At 66.8% G+C, this 17,574-nt stretch carries 18 protein-coding genes; 11 read left to right on the top strand and 7 right to left on the bottom strand.

Annotation, left to right across the window (positions count from 1 at the left end):
* The first annotated feature begins 92 nt into the window (after positions 1 to 92).
* Both LL236_RS05735 and LL236_RS05740 read left to right on the top strand, forming a co-directional pair.
* On the top strand, positions 93 to 3,737 hold the full coding sequence (locus LL236_RS05735; protein WP_228177846.1) for a TM0106 family RecB-like putative nuclease: 3,645 nt from the start codon (positions 93 to 95) through the stop codon (positions 3,735 to 3,737).
* A 45-nt stretch (positions 3,738 to 3,782) separates the two neighbouring features.
* A complete protein-coding gene (locus LL236_RS05740) occupies positions 3,783 to 4,784 on the top strand; it encodes a magnesium and cobalt transport protein CorA (protein WP_228177847.1) in 1,002 nt (333 codons plus the stop codon).
* A gap of 40 nt (positions 4,785 to 4,824) precedes the next feature.
* Here the strand turns inward: LL236_RS05740 and upp are convergent, their stop codons facing one another.
* A complete protein-coding gene (gene upp, locus LL236_RS05745; RefSeq protein ID WP_228177848.1) occupies positions 4,825 to 5,457 on the bottom strand; it encodes a uracil phosphoribosyltransferase in 633 nt (210 codons plus the stop codon).
* Between the two features lie 29 nt (positions 5,458 to 5,486).
* Here upp and LL236_RS05750 point away from each other — a divergent pair, with 29 nt between their 5' ends.
* Positions 5,487 to 5,954 carry a nucleoside deaminase gene (locus LL236_RS05750; protein ID WP_308017246.1) on the top strand — a complete coding sequence of 156 codons (468 nt, stop codon included), beginning with the start codon at positions 5,487 to 5,489 and terminating at the stop codon, positions 5,952 to 5,954.
* A gap of 94 nt (positions 5,955 to 6,048) precedes the next feature.
* On the opposite strand, the gene LL236_RS05755 is transcribed toward LL236_RS05750, so the two are convergent.
* From LL236_RS05755 to LL236_RS05765, 3 genes are read right to left on the bottom strand one after another with little or no spacing between them, the layout of a single operon-like run.
* Positions 6,049 to 6,978 carry an LLM class F420-dependent oxidoreductase gene (locus tag LL236_RS05755; protein WP_228177849.1) on the bottom strand — a complete coding sequence of 310 codons (930 nt, stop codon included), beginning with the start codon at positions 6,976 to 6,978 and terminating at the stop codon, positions 6,049 to 6,051.
* Between the two features lie 11 nt (positions 6,979 to 6,989).
* Positions 6,990 to 7,973, bottom strand: coding sequence for a cation diffusion facilitator family transporter (locus tag LL236_RS05760; protein WP_228177850.1), 984 nt, complete (start codon positions 7,971 to 7,973; stop codon positions 6,990 to 6,992).
* A gap of 41 nt (positions 7,974 to 8,014) precedes the next feature.
* Positions 8,015 to 9,127, bottom strand: a complete 1,113-nt coding sequence (locus tag LL236_RS05765) for an alpha/beta fold hydrolase (RefSeq protein WP_228177851.1) — start codon at positions 9,125 to 9,127, stop codon at positions 8,015 to 8,017.
* Positions 9,128 to 9,286: 159 nt separating this feature from the next.
* Between LL236_RS05765 and proC the strand changes: the two genes are divergently transcribed.
* The 3 genes from proC to LL236_RS05780 all read left to right on the top strand — a co-directional run bounded on the left by proC (position 9,287) and on the right by LL236_RS05780 (position 12,260).
* Positions 9,287 to 10,126, top strand: a complete 840-nt coding sequence (gene proC, locus LL236_RS05770) for a pyrroline-5-carboxylate reductase (RefSeq protein ID WP_228177852.1) — start codon at positions 9,287 to 9,289, stop codon at positions 10,124 to 10,126.
* A gap of 78 nt (positions 10,127 to 10,204) precedes the next feature.
* Complete coding sequence (locus LL236_RS05775) at positions 10,205 to 11,572, top strand: TrkH family potassium uptake protein (RefSeq protein WP_228177855.1); 1,368 nt, start codon at positions 10,205 to 10,207, stop codon at positions 11,570 to 11,572.
* Positions 11,565 to 12,260 (top strand): potassium channel family protein, encoded by a 696-nt coding sequence (locus LL236_RS05780; RefSeq protein WP_228177856.1) that lies wholly within the window; start codon positions 11,565 to 11,567, stop codon positions 12,258 to 12,260. The genes LL236_RS05775 and LL236_RS05780 overlap by 8 nt, the downstream gene beginning before the upstream one ends.
* Positions 12,261 to 12,299: 39 nt before the next feature.
* Here LL236_RS05780 and LL236_RS05785 read toward each other — a convergent pair whose 3' ends face one another.
* Positions 12,300 to 12,971, bottom strand: a complete 672-nt coding sequence (locus LL236_RS05785) for a potassium channel family protein (RefSeq protein ID WP_195692296.1) — start codon at positions 12,969 to 12,971, stop codon at positions 12,300 to 12,302.
* Positions 12,964 to 14,400, bottom strand: a complete 1,437-nt coding sequence (locus LL236_RS05790) for a TrkH family potassium uptake protein (protein WP_228177857.1) — start codon at positions 14,398 to 14,400, stop codon at positions 12,964 to 12,966. The genes LL236_RS05785 and LL236_RS05790 overlap by 8 nt, the downstream gene beginning before the upstream one ends.
* Before the next feature lie 104 nt (positions 14,401 to 14,504).
* Here LL236_RS05790 and LL236_RS05795 point away from each other — a divergent pair, with 104 nt between their 5' ends.
* The 3 genes from LL236_RS05795 to LL236_RS05805 all read left to right on the top strand — a co-directional run bounded on the left by LL236_RS05795 (position 14,505) and on the right by LL236_RS05805 (position 15,406).
* A complete protein-coding gene (locus LL236_RS05795; RefSeq protein ID WP_228177858.1) occupies positions 14,505 to 14,912 on the top strand; it encodes an ArsR/SmtB family transcription factor in 408 nt (135 codons plus the stop codon).
* Positions 14,913 to 15,023: 111 nt separating this feature from the next.
* Positions 15,024 to 15,215 (top strand): helix-turn-helix domain-containing protein, encoded by a 192-nt coding sequence (locus LL236_RS05800; RefSeq protein ID WP_195692293.1) that lies wholly within the window; start codon positions 15,024 to 15,026, stop codon positions 15,213 to 15,215.
* Between the two features lie 92 nt (positions 15,216 to 15,307).
* Complete coding sequence (locus LL236_RS05805; RefSeq protein ID WP_003792170.1) at positions 15,308 to 15,406, top strand: 30S ribosomal protein bS22; 99 nt, start codon at positions 15,308 to 15,310, stop codon at positions 15,404 to 15,406.
* 175 nt (positions 15,407 to 15,581) lie between these two features.
* Here LL236_RS05805 and LL236_RS05810 read toward each other — a convergent pair whose 3' ends face one another.
* Complete coding sequence (locus LL236_RS05810) at positions 15,582 to 16,868, bottom strand: mechanosensitive ion channel family protein (protein WP_228177859.1); 1,287 nt, start codon at positions 16,866 to 16,868, stop codon at positions 15,582 to 15,584.
* A 113-nt stretch (positions 16,869 to 16,981) separates the two neighbouring features.
* Between LL236_RS05810 and LL236_RS05815 the strand changes: the two genes are divergently transcribed.
* On the top strand, positions 16,982 to 17,272 hold the full coding sequence (locus LL236_RS05815; protein ID WP_228177860.1) for a glutaredoxin family protein: 291 nt from the start codon (positions 16,982 to 16,984) through the stop codon (positions 17,270 to 17,272).
* Positions 17,269 to 17,571: a Dabb family protein gene (locus LL236_RS05820; RefSeq protein WP_228177861.1), complete on the top strand. Its 303-nt coding sequence runs from the start codon at positions 17,269 to 17,271 to the stop codon at positions 17,569 to 17,571. Before LL236_RS05815 ends, LL236_RS05820 begins: the two co-directional genes overlap by 4 nt.
* The last annotated feature ends 3 nt before the right edge of the window (positions 17,572 to 17,574 follow it).

The raw sequence follows: 17,574 nt of genomic DNA on the forward strand, positions 1-17,574 counted from the left end.
CGATGCGGTCTCGTCGAGGTATCGGCGATAACCGCGCATCCCGGCTGGGTCGTGTCGGATGCCCCGGCTATCGTCGGGAGCGGAAAGGCATCATGCGATACATCGAGAGCGAGCGTCGGTTCGTCTGGAGTGCGAGCGACCTCAAGGCCGCCGCCGAGTGCGAGTTCGCCTGGGTGCGCGCCATCGACGCGAAGCTCGGTCGTATCGATCCGGTCGAGGATCCGGTAGATCTCACCCTGGAACGTGCCGGACGCTTGGGTGGCGTGCACGAACGCCGAACTCTCGAGGCTTACCGCGAACGCTTCGGCGGCGCGGTCGTCGAGATTCCCGAGACCGCCTCCTCGGATGCCGAAGCCCTTGCCCGTGCCGTCGCGCTCACCAACCAAGCACTGCTGTCGGCTGACGCGGTCGTGATCTATCAGGCCAGCTTCGCCGACGACGAGTTCGTGGGCTTCGCGGACTTCCTTCTGCGGGATTCGGACGGGCGCTGGATCGTTCAGGACACGAAGCTCGCCCGTCACGCGCGTGTCACCGCCCTCATGCAGCTGGCGGCATACGTCGATCGCCTCGACCAGCTCGGAGTGCCCCGGGCGGACGAGGTCCAGCTGCTGCTCGGCGATGGATCGACCAGCACTCACCGCGTCGACGACCTCCTTCCGGTCTATGCCCTGCGCCGCCAGCGGCTGCGTGCGCTTCTGGAAGACCGGCTCTCGGCATCCGTGCCGATCGCGTGGGATGACCCGCGCGGCGAGCTTGGCGTCGTCGCGTGCGGCAGGTGCCCGACGTGCGAGATCGAGGTCGTCGCGACCCGGGATCTGCTGCTGGTAGCAGGCATCCGTCCCGTCCAGCGCGAGCGGATGCAGGCAGCCGGCGTCCGCACAATCGATGATCTGGTCGGCGCGAGCGCGACACCGGCGGGGATGAACCCCGATACCTTCGCGATGTTGCAGACCCAGGCGAGACTGCAGCTGCGAACGGCCGCCGGGGTGGGCGCCTTCGACTCGTCGGCCGCGGTGGATGCCGTACCCGGTGCCCCTGCCGCGCCACAGCCACCGCCGTTCGAGGTCGTCGCACCGGCTGCCCTGGCCGCTCTGCCGAGGCCCGACCACGGTGACCTGTTCTTCGACTTCGAGGGCGACCCGCTCTACACCGAGTCGGTCGCTGGCGACGCGAGCGGGCGCGAACAGACGATCTCGTGGGGCTTGGATTATCTATTCGGCTGGGTCGATGACCGCGAACAGTACAACGCGCTGTGGGCCCACTCCTTTGCCGACGAGCGCGCTGCCCTCGAGACCTTTCTCGACATGGTCGCGGTACGCCGGCGGGCCCACCCTGGGATGCACATCTACCACTACGCGCCCTATGAGCCCACCCACCTGTTGCAAATGGCCGCGCGGTACGGCGTGCGTGAGGCGGAGGTCGACCGCCTGCTGCGCGACGGCGTCTTCGTTGACCTTTACCCCGTGGTCAGGCGCGCCCTGCGGGTAGGGTCGCGGTCCTATTCGATCAAGAAGCTCGAGCCGCTCTACATGGGCGACGAGGTCCGCACGAGTGACGTGCAGCGCGGCGATGACTCGATCGTGCGTTACGTCGAGGCGCGGGCGCTCGCCGAAGACGGTGACGCGGATGCCGCACAGCTCATCCTCGATGACATCGCCGACTACAACCGCTACGACTGCGTCTCGACCCGGCGCCTGCGTGACTGGCTCGTGGACCGCGCCCGCGAGACGGGTCGGCGCCCGGCAGCGAATCCGGAACCGAGCGAAACCGGCTATGAACCCTCGCCGCAGGCGACGACTCTGCTGCGCCTTGCCGGCGAGACGCCCGATGCTGCCGACGCGCAGGCGCTGCGCCTGGCCGCCGCCGCGATCGACTATTACCCGCGTGAGGCGAAGTCGTTCTGGGCCACTCACTATCTGCGGCTTCGTGAGCCGATGTCTCTCTGGGAAGACACGCGAGACGTCATCGCGGTGGATCCGGCGCGTTCGCGCATCCGTGAGGACTGGCACAGGCCCGAGGGCTCCCGAGCCGATCGACGCGTCGTCGAGGTGCGGGGTGAGCTCGCTCCCGGCACGCGACTGCGCCCCGGCGCGGATCCCTTCGCGATCTACGAACTGCCCGCGCCCTTCCCGTTCGACGCTTCCCCGCGATGGATCCACGCCGATCATCGGGTCACCGTGATCGAGGAGCTCGAGGACGGCGTGGTCATCGAAGAGCGAGCGGTCGAAGGCTTCACATGGCAGGAGCTGCCGATCGCGTTGACGCCCGCCGCCCCGCCCCGCGCCGCAAGCCAGCAGACCGCCATCGACGCGTGGGCGGCTGGGGTCATCGAGGCCCATCCGGATCTCCCGAAGGACCCGGCATCCGACATTCTGCGGCGGCGCCCCGCTCGGTTGCTTGCGAGCGAACCGGTTGCAACCGCTGAGAACTCGGACGACGTTGAGGCGCTCGTCGATGCCGTGCTGCGGCTCGACCACAGTGCGCTGTCGGTGCAGGGTCCGCCGGGTACCGGAAAGACCTACGTCGGTTCGCACGTGATTCAGCGGCTCGTCACCGATCACGGGTTCCGCGTGGGAGTCGTCGCCCAATCGCACGCGGTGGTCGAGCACATGCTCGGTCGTGTCATTGCGGCGGGGGTGCCCGCTTCCCGCGTCGGCAAGGCGCCGAAGGACGCTGACGCCGAGGTGCCGTTCACAGTGATCCCCAAGAACGGCGTTGCGGCGTTCGCGGCCGAGAACGCTGCAACGGGATTCGTCGTCGGCGGGACGGCGTGGGACTTCAGCCACGAAGGGCGGGTGCCGCGGGGGAGCCTCGACCTGCTCGTGATCGACGAGGCCGGTCAGTTTTCGCTCGCCTCGACGATCGCTGTCGCGCTCGCAGCGCCCCGGCTGCTGCTCATCGGCGACCCCCAGCAGCTTCCGCAGGTGAGTCAGGGGACGCATCCGGAGCCGGTCGACACGTCGGCTCTCGGGTGGATCATGGACGGCGAAGACGTCATCCCGCCGAGCTTCGGGCGCTTCCTCGCGGCGTCGCGGCGGATGCATCCGGCGGTCACGGCCCCCGTCTCTGACCTGTCGTACCGTGGCGCGCTGCGCGCTCACCCCAGTACCGCGCTCCGGCGCCTCGAGGGTGTGGAAGGCGGCGTCATTCCTCTCCCGGTCCGTCATCACGGCCGGGCTACCCAGTCGCCTGAAGAGGCAGATGCCGTCGTCGCGCTCGTGCGCGATCTCGTCGGGCGCTCGTGGACGGATGTCGTTGTTGACGACAGCGACGGCTCGGCAACCAGCGCGACAACCCGGCCGCTGCAGGCTTCCGACATCATCGTCGTGACGCCCTACAACGCGCAGCAGGTTCTCGTGGAGTCAGCGCTCTCGGCCGCAGGCTTTCCCGAGGTTCCGGTCGGGACGGTCGACCGCTTTCAGGGCCAGGAGGCGGCTGTCGCGATCGTGTCGCTCGCGGCATCCTCGGGTCGAGACGCGCCTCGAGGACTGGAGTTCCTGCTGCTGCGCAACCGCCTGAACGTCGCCATCTCGCGGGCGATGCACACCGCCTACATCGTCTACTCGCCGGGGCTGCTCGACGATCTTCCGCGCACGCCCGACGGAGTGGCCCGCCTCAGCGGATTCGCGCGCTTGGTCGGCGCCGTACCCGCCGAGCCGGGCAGAACGACGGATGCCGGTTCGGCGGTCCGTGCGATGAGTGCGGTGGTTCCCGGCGGGGATACCCCCGTCGGCTAGTATCCGGCCGAGGCTCGCTCGCGCCTCGGATCTCGGGAGTACATCATGCCGGTCATCGACAACGCCATCTATGTCGACGGGGTTCGGGTCGAGAGCCCGACATCGCTGGAGGAGGCATACCGGCTGCGGCAAGAGCTCCATGGCTTCGCCTGGATCGGGCTGTACCGCCCCACGCCCGAAGAGTGGGACTCGGTGTCGCGAGAGTTCGACCTCCACCCGCTCGCGGTGGAGGACGGCTCGACAGGGCACCAGCGGGCGAAAGTGGAACGATACGACCGCACGCTGTTCGTCGTGCTGCGGCCCGCCCGCTACGACGATGCTCGAGAACGGGTGGAGTTCGGCGAGGTTCACCTCTTCGTGGGACACGGCTTCGTGATCAGCATCCGCCTCGCCGAGTCTCCCGACCTTGCCGCAGTGCGGCAGCGCCTCGAGAGCACACCCGAGCTGCTACGGCTTGGGTCAGAGGCGGTTCTCTACGCGGTCCTCGACCGGGTCGTCGATGACTATGAGCCGGTCATCGCGGGAATCGAGAACGACATCGATGAGATCGAAGACCAGCTCTTCGGAGACGCCAACGACGAGTTTCTCTCCCGGCGCATCTACGAGCTATACGGTGAGGCCGCCGCGTTCGGCCGAGCGGTCCACCCGCTGATCGGAATGATCGAGCGCCTGCGGCGGGGCTACGAGAAGTTCGACGTCGATCTGGAACTGCGACGCCATATGCGGGACGTCCTCGACAATGTCACCCGGGTGAGCGAGCGGGTGCAGGCGTCGCAAGCGCTGCTCGACAAGGCACTGACGGTTCACTCGGCGCTCGTCGCCCGTCACCACACCGAAGTATCGATGCGTCAGGACGAGCAGGTCAAGAAGATCTCGGGATGGGCGGCGATCATCTTCGCGCCGAGTCTTATCGCCGGCATCTACGGGATGAACTTCGACGACATGCCCGAGCTTCACTGGCCGTGGGGTTACCCCATGGCGATCGGGATGATGCTCGCCTTTGCGGGCGGTCTGTACGCGATCTTCCGCGCGCGCAAGTGGCTTTAGGGGCGCATCGCCCCGCCCACGACGGTACTGTCCGGGGCTATCAGACCGTGCCGTAGAGGCGGTCGCCGGCGTCGCCGAGGCCCGGCACGATGTAACCGCGCTCGTTGAGACGCTCGTCCACGGCGCCGAGCACAAGCGTCACATCTCGACCGTCGACCTGCTTCTCGATCGCTGCCACCCCTTCAGGGGCTCCGAGCAGGCAGATCGCGGTGACGTCCTGGGCGCCGCGGTCGAAGAGGAAATCGATAGCCATCCCCAGGGAGCCGCCGGTCGCGAGCATCGGGTCCAGCACGAAGCACTGCCGGTCGCTCAGATCAGCCGGCAGGCGCTCGGCGTATGTCGTGGGCTCCAGGGTCTCTTCGTTGCGCACCATGCCGAGGAACCCGACTTCAGCGGTGGGGAGGAGCTTCACCATCCCGTCGAGCATCCCCAGGCCCGCGCGCAGGATCGGAACGACGATCGGGCGCGGCTCGCTGATCTTCACACCGGTCGTCTCGGTCACGGGGGTTCGGATGCTGATCTCGGACACCCGGACGTTGCGGGTCGCTTCGTAGGCCAGCAGAGTCACAAGCTCTTCGGTCAATTGCCGGAAGACCGGGGAGGGTGTGCGCTCGTCCCGGAGGACGGTGAGCTTGTGCGTGATGAGCGGGTGATCGGCGACGTGCAAGCGCATACGCCTCAGAGTAGTCCTAGGCTCGTGGCGTGACCCACGCTGACACCGACCGCTCCGCGATGGGCCGCGCGCTCGAGCTGGCCCGGGAGGCCGGGCACACGGGCGAGGTTCCGGTCGGTGCGGTGGTCATCGACGAGACCGGGGCGATCATCGGGGAGGGTCGAAATCGCCGCGAGGCGACGACCGATCCGACAGCTCATGCCGAGGTCGTCGCGTTGCGCGCTGCAGCCCGGGCACGCGGGTCCTGGAACCTGGAGGGATGCACCCTGGTCGTCACGCTCGAGCCATGTCTCATGTGTGCCGGCGCCCTGCTCCAGGCGCACGTTTCTCGGCTGGTCTACGGTGCGTGGGACGACAAGGCGGGAGCTGCCGGATCGCTCTACGACGTCGTGCGGGATCGTCGGCTCCCGGTTCGCGCGGAAGTGATCGCGGGGGTCGAGGCTGATGCGGCGGCATCCGTGCTGCGCGACTTCTTCGCCGTTCGCCGCGACTCCTGACCCGGCTTCGGCGTCGCTAACTCCTCAATTTTGGTCGGGCTCGCCCGAAGCAGACCGTTCTTTGAGCAGTTCGCGACGGTGGGCGCGGGCGAGGCTAGCGGGGCAGGTGAGGGAGGATCTCGGTTCCGAGCTCGTCGAGCTGGTCGAGGTCGGTCAGATCGACCTGCTGGAAGTAGATGCGGCTTGCCCCCAGTGCGGCAAGGCGCTCGACTTTCGGGATGATCTCTTCCGCACCGCCGAAGAACATCGCCGCGCCCTCGTTGCCGTCCCTCTCCCGGCCGATCGCGGCCAGACGTCGGTCGAGAGTGGCGTCGTCGCGGCCGACCACGGTGGGAAGTGCCACCGAGAGCTTGAGTGAATCCGGCTGCCGCCCGGCGTCGACGCACGCCTGACGCACGCGTTCGAACGCGTCGGCAACCTTATCCTCGGGTTGGAAACCGATGTTGAACTCGGTGGCGAACCGTGCGGCCAGGGCGGGGGTGCGCCGTTGCCCGCCACCGCCGATGATCACGGGCACCTGCGGTTGCACGGGCTTGGGAAGTGCCGGCGACTGGGTCAGACGGTAGGCGGTGCCCTGGTGGTCGAACGTCTGCCCCTCGGCTGTTGCCCACAGGCCGGTCATCACCTCGAGTTGCTCTTCGAACAGGTCGAAGCGCCTCGGTGGGAACGGGATGCCGTAGGCCTCGTGCTCGCGCTCGAACCATCCGGCTCCGAGTCCGAGCTCGGCGCGGCCTCCCGACATCTCGTCGACCTGTGCGACCTGAATGGCGAGGATGCCGGGGTGACGGAAGGTCACCGGCGAGACGAGCGTGCCCAGGCGTACCCTCTCGGTCTCCCGAGCGAGCCCAGCAAGGGTAGTCCAGGCATCCGTCGGGCCGGGAAGCGGGTCGCCGGCGCCCATCGCGAGGTAGTGGTCGGAGCGGAACCACCCGGCGAATCCGAGCCGCTCTGTGGCCTGGGCGCTCGCCAGCTGCTGCGCATACGAGAAGCCCTGTTGTGGTTCGGTGAAGACGCAGTACTCCATGGTGTCCTTTCTCAACGGCGGGCGTCGTTCGCGTCGGATGCGGACACCCCTGCCGTCCCGGCATCCGTGTCGGTTTCGGTCGGGGCATGGTAGATGTCGGGCTCGAGGTAGATCACCCGAGCGATCGGGACGACGTCGCGGATCCGAGCCTCAATAGCGTCGATGTCGGCAGTTACCTCGCCGAGCGTCTTGTCGGAGGCGAACCCGAGCTTGCCCGCGACCATGAGTTCATCGGGGCCGAGGTAGAGGGTTTTCAGGTGGATGAGCCGTTCGATCTCGTCGCCGCCCTCGATCGCGGTGACGATGCGGTCTCGATCCGCGCGCGTGGCGCCTTCGCCGACGAGCAGGCTCTTCGTCTCGATGCCGAGCGTGACAGCGACCAGGATCAGGAGCGTGCCGATCATGAGCGTGCCGATGGCGTCGTAGACCGGATTGCCGGTCAGCCATGACATCCCGACTCCGAAGAGGGCGAAGACGAGGCCGGTCAATGCCGCCACGTCCTCGAGCAGCACGACCGGCAGCTCCGGAGCCTTCGCATGGCGAACGAACGAGACCCAGGACTGCCCCTTGGTGCGCACGAGGTTGCTCTCGTGAATCGCCGTGCGCAGCGAGTACGACTCGAGGCCGATTGCGATGAACAGAACGAGAACGGGCAGCCAGACGTTCTCGAGTTCGTGGGGATGCGTGAGCTTGTCGACGCCTTCGTAGATCGAGAAGAGTCCACCGACCGAGAACAGGATGATCGAGACGACGAAGGCGTACACGTAGCGCTCGCGGCCGTAGCCGAACGGATGCTCGGCGTCGGCTGCTCGTCGGGACTGGCGACCCCCGAGCAGGAGCAAGAGTTGGTTGCCCGAATCGGCTACCGAGTGGATCGCTTCGGCGAGCATCGAGGCCGATCCCGAGAAGAACCACGCCGCGAACTTCGACAGGGCGATCCCCATGTTCGCGAGGAACGCCGCAATGATGGCGCGATTGCCGCCCGATGCACTCATGAGCGGGAGTCTAGGCCCGCTCGGTGTCGGGTTAGCGCGGCTCAGTCGGCCGAGCGCAGGATGATCGTCTCGGTTGCAGGGAGCGAGGTCGGGGGCTGCCCGATGTAGCCGATGACCTGCAGCAGTGCATGGCGGAACTCCACCGGACGCTCCAGGTGGGGCGAGTGGCCCACGCCCTCCAGGCTCAGCTCTTCGACGTGGCCGCCGGCTGCGGCGTAAGCCTCGAGCACGTCCCGGGTCTGCGAGACCATCTGTTGGGCGGGGGCGACATCCTCCCCGGGCCATCCCGGGATGATGCCGAGAGCGCCGAGGTGGTTGAGGTCGTAGAACGAGGCATCCGACACGATGGCGTCAGCGGTGCCGTGCACCCAGAGGATCGGCGGTTTGGGTTCGAGCTCCACGATCGACGCGGTGTTGAAGTACTTCGGTGCCATCGTGTTGAGAACGCCCACGGTTCCAGCGGCGAAGCCGGGCCAGTTCTCGCTCGGCACGCCGTCGCCGGGGTAGTTGCCGGATGCCGTGGATGTCGTGAGCATCGAGGCAACCCAGACATCCTCGTTCTCGCTGCTGTACCCGGGGGCGACGTAGCCCGAGCGGAAGACGCTGCGGGGCGAGGTCTGTGCCTCGTCGCTCGTGTCGCCCGCGTTGAGCCGCTCGACGAAGTCCGGGTTGCCCCCTCCGCCGCCGGTGCCGGCGTCGTCGTCGGTCAGGCGGCTGCCATCGCGGCGGGTGCCGCCGAAGCCGTAGGGCGAGACCGGGGCCTGCAGCGTGAGACTGAGGACAGGGTGGTCTAGCGCGTATTGCATCACGACCCCGCCGCCCATCGACCAGCCCACGAAGTGTGCGGTCGGAAGACCCAGAGCCTCCATCGTCGCGAAGACGTCGTCGCTGAAATCGCGGACGCCGCGGGTGGCATCCACCGGCAGGTTCTCGGTGCCCCCGAAGCCGCGCAGATCGATGGCGATGACGCGGAGGTCAGACGGCAGATCCTGCATGATCTCCTGCCAGAACAGGGCCGAAGACACATTGCCGTGCACGAACACGACGGTTCGATCGGTGGGTGTCGCGGGGTCGTCCCCGCTGCGTTCCAGGATGTTCACGGCGAGTCGGGGAGTCTCGATCGTGCGGGAGACGATGCCGTCGAAAAGGGTCATATCGGATCCTTGGTTCTCGAGTGACTCTGGTTCGGGAGTGACCCAGGCCGGTGGGACGCGGACGTTGCGCCGACTCCTCCGACGATAGCTCGCTCTCACCACGGGGAGGGATACGCCGAGCGTGAAAATTGGCAGAACGTGCGCGCCTAGGATGACGCCATGGCCTCCTCTACACCTTCTCTCGTCGTCGCCGTCCTCGGAGCTGGTTCGATGGGGGGTGCGGTCGCGCGCGGCGTCGCCGCATCCGGCACAGCAGGCGTCATCGCGACCAACCGCTCGGGGCAGAAAGCCGCCCTCCTCTCCGACATCCCGGGTATCCGCAGCTACGCGCTTGATGAGTACCCGGAGCGCAACCGCCTGTCGGCCGCCGAAGCCGACGTGATCCTCATCGGCGTCAAGCCCGCGATGGTCCCCGACCTGCTCCGCGAGATCGCTCCCTCGCTGCGCCCCGGGGCGATCGTCGTGAGTCTGGCGGCAGGGGTGACGACAGCGACCTACGAGGCGCTTCTTCCCGAAGGGGTTGCTGTGCTGCGATCCATGCCGAACACGCCGGCACTGGTGGGTCAGGCCGTCACGGGACTCGCAGTCGGCTCGCGCGCGAGCGACGCGGACCGCGCGACAGTGCGTGCCCTGTTCGAAACCGTCGGCGTCGTCGTAGACCTCGACGAGGAGCAGATCGATGCGCTGGGCACCATCTCAGGGTCGGGGCCGGCGTACGTGTACCTCCTCATCGAGGAACTCGCCCGTGCAGCCGAGAGCAAGGGCTTCTCTTCCGACCAGGCGCGGCTGCTCGTCGAGCAGACCTTCATCGGCGCGTGCGCGCTGCTCGAGGCATCCGGCGAGGACCCGAGGGAGTTGCGCCGCCAGGTGACCAGCCCGAATGGCACGACAGAGCGGGCGATCGCCGTGCTCCAGGATGCCGACCTGGGTGCGCTCTTCGGACGGGCGACGGATGCCGCGCTCGTGCGCTCGCGGGAACTCGCCGCCGGAGCTTCCTGACACCGCGGTCCCGACAAGAACGGGTGTACCGGGGCAATCCCGCGCGGCGGGTGTGGCACCGGCGTATGCTTCTCGTTCGTGACTTCCCGCGCGGCGTTGACGTCGTCGACGCGACGAGGCTGGTGGCGACCCCACCCGGCCCAGGCGATCGTGTTCGGCTTTGCCGGTGCGATCCTTGCCGGCACGGCTCTGCTGCTTCTGCCGTTCTCGGCGGCTGACGGCCGGTCCACGGGCATCGTCGACGCCCTGTTCACCGCCACCTCAGCGGTGTGTGTGACCGGACTCACCGTCCTCGACACCGCCACACATTGGAGCGGCTTCGGCCTCGCCGTGATCATGCTGCTCATCCAGCTGGGTGGCCTCGGGATCATGATCTTCGCCTCGCTCGTCGGACTGCTCATCGCGCGGAGATTCAGCATGCGCGCGCGGATGACGGCGGCGGTCGAAGCGCGAGCCCTCTCGACCCGGGACGTGAAGGGGCTGGTCCGCGGGATCGTGCTCATGTCCCTGACGATCGAAGCCGTTGTGTTCGCGTTCCTGTTCCCGCGGTTTCTGTTCGAGTACGACTACGGAATCGGGGAGGCAGCCTGGCACGCCCTTTTCCACTCGGTCTCATCGTTCAACAACGCCGGATTCGCCCTCTACAGTGACAATCTGATCCCGTTCGCCGCTGACCCTTTCATCGTGCTGCCGATCTGCGGCGCCGTGATCCTGGGGGGTCTCGGCTTCCCCGTTCTGCTGCAGCTGCGCAAGGAATTCCGAAAGCCCCTGCACTGGAGCATGAACACGCGGATCATGCTGTGGGGCACCGTCGTCCTTCTCGTGGCGGGGACCGTCTACATCACCGCGCTGGAATGGTCCAACGACCGAACCTTCGGCACCTACCCGCCGGCCGATCGCATCCTCATGGGGTTCTTCCACGCCGTTCAAACCCGCACCGCCGGATTCAACTCCGTGGACATCGGCCAGATGCACGATGAGACCTGGCTCGGGATGGACGTCTTGATGTTCATCGGAGGCGGGCCTGCCGGCACCGCGGGTGGCATCAAGGTGACGACCTTCGCGGTGTTGTTCTTCATCATGTGGACCGAGCTGCGCGGCGAGGCGGCAGTCAACATCTTCGGCAAGCGCCTCTCGCGCGCCGTGCACCGGCAGGCGATCACGGTGGTGCTCGTCGCGCTCGGTGCTGTCATGACCGGCACCATCACCCTCATGATCATGACGGGCGACGGCCTCGATGAGGTCCTCTTCGAATCGATCTCCGCTTTCGCCACGGTGGGGCTCAGTACCGGGATCACCGCCGACCTCCCGCCCGGCGGCGATATCGTCCTCATCATCCTCATGTTCCTCGGTCGCCTCGGCCCGCTCACCCTCGGATCGGCGCTCGCGCTGCGCGAGCGGCGCATCCTGTACGAACTCCCCAAGGAAAGGCCTGCAATTGGCTAGGTTCGCTCTGTTCGCCGATTCGTCCCGCCGCATCGCCGAGGCAGACTCGGTGGCGGTCATCGGCCTCGGTCGTTTCGGCAGCTCGCTCGCGAAGGAACTGATGGCGGCCGGAACCGAGGTACTCGGCATCGACACGGATGAGGATCTCGTCCAATCCCACAACGGTGAGCTCACCCAGGTCGTGCGTGCTGACTCGACCAAAGAGGAGGTGCTGCGCCAGCTTGCCGTCGACGAGTTCGATCGCGTTGTGATCGCGATCGGTCAGGACCTCAAGGCATCCATCCTCACGGCATCCCTACTCATCCAGCTCAAGGTCCCGGTGATCTGGGCCAAGGCCGTTGACGACCAGCACGGCCGCATCCTGGAGCAACTCGGCGTGCACCGGGTCATCTATCCCGAAAAGGACATGGGCAGGCGCGTGGCCCACCTCGTTCGCGGAGCCGCCAAGGACTACCTCGAAATCGAGCCGGGCTATTCACTCGCCAAGATCACGACGCCCGATCTGATCGTGGGCATCCCGCTCGGCCAGACAGTTCTTCGTCGCAAGCACGGCGTAACCGTGACCGCCTTCAAGCACGCCGGGGAAACGTGGCTCAACGCCGACAACGAGACGGTGCTCGCTCACGGAGACAGCATCCTGATCGTCGGACCGACCGACCGGGTCGAGGCCTTCGCCCAGCTGCGCTAAGTCCTCGGGCGCGCAGTGTTCTGGTGCGGATGCGCAGGTCTAGCGGTCGAGGGCGGCGAAGCGCTCGATGTCGCTGTTCGTGCCCGACACGATGATGAGGTCGTGGTTGGTCACCACCGTGTTCGCCTCCGCGTAACGGAAGGGCTTGCCGGGGCTCTTCACGCCGACCACCGTGACGTTGTACTTCGAGCGCACTCCCGACTCGTTGAGACCTACGCCGCGGATGAACTTCGGCGGGTACATCTTGGCGAGCACGAAATCGTCGTCGAAACGGATGAAGTCCAGCATCCGTCCGCTCACGAGGTGGGCGACGCGCTCGCCGGCCTCCCGCTCGGGATAGATGACGTGGTTCGCTCCCACACGAGCGAGGATCTTGCCGTGCGACTGGGATACCGCTTTCGCCCAGATCTGCGGCACCTTCAGGTCGACGAGGTTAGCGGTGATGAGCACTGACGCCTCGATCGAGGAACCCACGGCGACGACCGCCACCTGAAACTCCTGGGCGCCGATCTGCTTGAGTGCGTCGATGTTGCGCGCATCTGCCTGCACGGTGTGTGTGACCCGCTCCGACCACTTCTGGACGAGCTCGAGGCTCTCGTCGATCGCGAGAACCTCGCGCTCGAGACGGTCGAGCTCGCCGGCGCAGGCGGCGCCGAACCGTCCGAGCCCGATGACGAGAACGGGGGAGTCGCTTCGGATGCGCTCAACCAACAATGGGCCTTTCCACGGGCAGCGAATACAGCTGCGAACGGGATGTCGCGGCCACGGCCGCGGCGAGTGTCACTGTACCAACGCGCCCCATGACGATCGTCACGGCCAACACGTATTTCGCGGAGTCGGGCAGCTGTTCGGTGAGTCCGGTCGACAGGCCGACCGTTGCAAAGCCCGAGATGACGTCGAAGAGCACGGAGGCGACGTCAGCCTTCGTGATCTGCAGGATGATCACCGTCGAGAGGGCGACGATCGTCGATCCCCACGCGAGAACCGACAGCGCGACCCGCAGCACGTCGCTCGGGATGCGGCGGCGGAACACCTGGGTCGAACTGCGGCCCTTGGCTTCCGACCATACGGCCAGCGCAATGACCGCCAGGGTGGTCACCTTGATCCCGCCTGCCGTGGAGGCGGAGCCGCCGCCGACGAACATCAGCATCATCGCCACGATCTGGCTCGAGCCGTTCAGCTCCGACATGTCGAGAACCGCGAACCCGCCTGAACGGGTCATGGCCGAGAGGAAGAACGACTGCATCGTCGTATCAGCGGCATCCAGGCTTCCGAGCGTCGCCGGGTTGTTGAACTCCAACCCGAGGAACACGAATCCGCCCAGAAAGAAGAGCGTCGTCGTCGTGATCAGCGTGAGCTTGGTGTGGAGAGGCCACCGGCGGATGTGCCAGAGCTCGCGGCGCAGCGCGAAGATGACCGGAAACCCGATCGATCCGAGGAAGACCCCACCCATCAGGACGGTGAGGACCCAGTAGTTGTCGGCGAATGCGCCGACACCCTCGACGTTGGGGGTGAAGCCGGTGTTCGTGAACGCCATGGCCGCGTAGAACGGAGCCTCCCAGAGCGCAACGTTCCATTCGATGCCCGATGCAAGCATCCCGGGATAGAGCAGGATGGCGACGACGAGTTCGATGACCAGGGTCGACAGCGCGACAACCCGCAGCAGCGATCCGATCTCGCCCAGCCGCACCGTTTGGCTCTCGTTGACCGGTCCGCCGTGGCTGCGGAGTGGGTTCGTGTCACCGGCGGCGAGCAGTTTCGCGCGCAGTCCGAGCCGCCGCGAGATCACGAGCCCGAGGATCGAGGCCAGGGTGAGGACTCCCATCGCGCCGATCTGAACGCCGATGAAGATCACCACGTGTCCGAACGGAGACCACTGTGTGGCCATGTTCACTGTGGAAAGCCCGGTCACGCAGATCGTGGAGACCGCTGTGAACAGGGCGTCAGCGAACGCTGTGACCTCACCTGTCGCCGAGGCGATCGGCAGCGAGAAGAGCCCCGTGAAGATGAGGATCAGGCCCACGAACACGAAGATCGCGAACCGCGACGGCGAGTTCTGTGCGACGGTGCGAAACAGCTCGAACAGGCGGTGCCCGAGGGTGCGCAGGGGATGCGGCGTCGCACGTACGCCTTCGGACATCCCCACCCTCCCTGGTGTCTCGCTCGGTGGCTATCCCGGCGGCCCTGTCGGCCGGATCGCTCCCTCATGCTACTGCCGGGCGCGCACGCGACTACCCTGAACACATGGCGGACATCTTCGACGTGATCGCAGACGGTACTCGGCGCGACATCCTGCGGCTGTTGCTCGACCGCGAGTCCGAGTCCGACTCGGGCACGAGTGTGTCCCAGATCGTGAGCGAGCTCGGGGTCAGCCAACCCACGGTCTCCAAGCACCTCAAGGTGCTGCGGGATGCCCACCTCGTGTCGGTTCGGGAGGAGGGGCAGCACCGCTACTACAGCCTGTCACCCGAACCCCTCGACGAAGTCGACGATTGGCTGGTGCCGTTCCTGACGACCGAAGATGACCTCGAGATCGAGCTGCCGGCGGCGCTGTCGGAGTCGGCGGCGCACGCGGCCGAGGCGGTGGGCCGCGCCGCGGCATCCGCCCGGTACGCCGTCACCAACGCCTGGCGGAAGCTTCCTGGCCGGTAACCACTCACGTCACACGGGTCACACCGGTTTACACGCGTCTCGCGCAGGCTCTAGAGTGTTCGCTACCGCCGGTTTGTGATGCCGGCGGGCTGGGCATTGGAAGGGGAGGCCATGGCAGAGCTGCCAGATGTGCGCTTCCTGACGGTCGCGGAAGTCGCCGACCTGATGCGGGTGTCGAAGATGACCGTCTACCGGCTGGTGCACAGTGGCGAGCTGCCGGCTGTTCGGTTCGGACGCAGCTATCGCGTGCCGGAGTCCGCGGTGACAGCCGCCCTTCAGCGGCCCATCGCCGACGTCGGCTAGACTGATCCGAGGCATTTTTCCATTCATGCCCGTTCCCGGGCGAGAACGCACGCCGCGTTCGACGCCCAGACCCCGACATTGTGAGGTTTTCCGTGGGTTCTGTCATCAAGAAGCGCCGCAAGCGCATGGCGAAGAAGAAGCACCGCAAGCTGCTTCGCAAGACTCGCCACCAGCGCCGCAACAAGAAGTAAGTTGCGGCAGCCACACCAAGCGCCTGTCCACTGGACGGGCGCTTCGTGTTTGTGCTCACGCCGCTGACGGCATCCGTTCGCCCGCGCACGCCCGCGCTGAGGACCGCACCGAGGTAGGACTTTTCGTCGAGGTCGGCCGATTCGCGGCTGAATCGTCCTACCTTGCTGATTTCTCCTACTTCGGCGACCCGCTGCGGGCGTCCTCCGAGTCCTCGTCGGGACCGTCATCCTGCACCGGAATCGCGTTGGTGTACCGGGCGGCACGGGCCTCTCCCTGCGCGCTCCCCGAGAACAGACCTTCCACGGCGCCGGTGTTCGTTCCCTCGGCTTCGGTCTCCTCGGCAGGCTGCGTGACCAAGACGCGCTGCACCGGAAGGGCGTCGGGATTCGTGCGGCGCACCCAGGCGACCATCTCTTCGCGCACCAGGCACCGCAGGTCGAAGAGCGTTCCCGCGTTCGCAGCGGTGACCAGGATGCGGACCCGCACCATTCCGCCGGTGGCTTCTGTCACCTGAAGCACTGCCGTGCGCCCGTCCCACAACTCGGTCTCGCCGACGACGCGCTGCAGGTGCTCGCGCATGCGGGCGGTGGAGATGCGCCAGTCCACGTCGAGCTCGACAGCTCCCAGCAGCTCGCTGCCCTTGCGTGTCCAGTTCTCGAACGGCGTCGTGGTGAAGTACGTGCACGGCAGCACGAGGCGGCGATCATCCCACAGGTCGAGCACGACGTAGCTCAGGGTGATCTCGCCGACGCGGCCCCACTGGCCCTCGGCGACGACGACATCATCGACCCGCAGGGCCTCGCTGAAGACCAACTGGATGCCGGCGAACATGTTCGCGAGCACCGACTGAGCGGCAAGACCGGCGACGATGGAGGCGATCCCGGCGGATGCCAGCACGCTCGCGCCGAACGTCTGGATCGCGGGGAAGGTGAGCAGCGCCGCCCCGATCGCGATGATGACGATGATCACCACGGCCACGCGGCGCAGGATCAGCACCTGGGTGCGGATGCGTCGAGCGATGCGGTTGTCGGGCACATCGATCCGGTAGTGGCCGAGCGCCATCTCGGTGGCGAATCGCACGAGTTCGATCAGCAGCCATGCTGCAGCCGCGATAGAACCGATCGCCGCGACGCGGTCGATGACGGCATCCCAGGCTGTGTTGGTTGCCGCGTCCCCGCCGGCAAGTCCCAGGGGGAAGAATCTATCGATCGCTATCCACAGGGCGATGATCAGGACGATGGTGCGAAACGGCCGCCGCGCATGGCGAACGAAACTCTGACCCCATGAGCGCCGCCGAAGCGCGAGCTTGACGATCCCCGAAACGATCGTGGTCAGCACCAGGGCTGACACGACCGCGACGACCACGGCGATCGCGAATGTCATCCACGGTCCAAGGGTCGCTGTCGTCGCATCGACAACGTCCGTCGCGCGCCGCCAGTCGTGCGGGCGTAGGTCAAGCATCCGTTCTCCCTCCGGGGCCTTCCTCCACGCTACGGGGAGCACCGGGTGCGCCCGCAAACCGGGAGCGAAGCGCACAGGAGCCTCGGAGGATCCCGCCCCCGTACGATGGCACCGTGACGACAGTGACTCTCATCGGCCGCGACGGGTGCCACCTGTGCGATGTCGCGCGTGGCGTCATCGACCACGTCCTCGCCGACCTCCCCGACGACCAGGCCGACGCGGTAACTGTCGAGGAGCTCTCGATCCAAGACGATCCGGCCCTCTCAGAGCTGTGGTGGGAGAAGATCCCGGTCGTGCTCATCGACGGCGACCTGCACGCGCATTGGCGTCTGGACGCTGCACGGCTGTCCGCCGCGCTGCGCGATGCGGATGCCGCATCGCGAGCCCAGGAGGTGTCACGATGACCCTGCGCCACGTGGTCATGTGGACGATGGCTGCAGGCGACGCTGCCACGCGCGCCGAGCACGCCGGCGAGGTCGCGCGGCGGCTGAGCGCCCTAGTCGGTGTCGTTCCCGAGATCCGCTCGCTATCGGCCGGTGCCAACAGCGAGTATCCGGACGTCAACGCGGACGTCGTGCTCATCATGGATGTCGATGATCTCGACTCACTCGAGGCCTACCAGGTGCATCCGGCGCACCAGGAGGTGGCAGCCTACATCCGCAGCGTCGTGGCTTCCCGCCACGCCGTCGACTTCGTCATCTAGGCG

This window comes from Microbacterium schleiferi, assembly GCF_020781975.1.
In the GTDB taxonomy this organism is placed as follows: domain Bacteria; phylum Actinomycetota; class Actinomycetes; order Actinomycetales; family Microbacteriaceae; genus Microbacterium.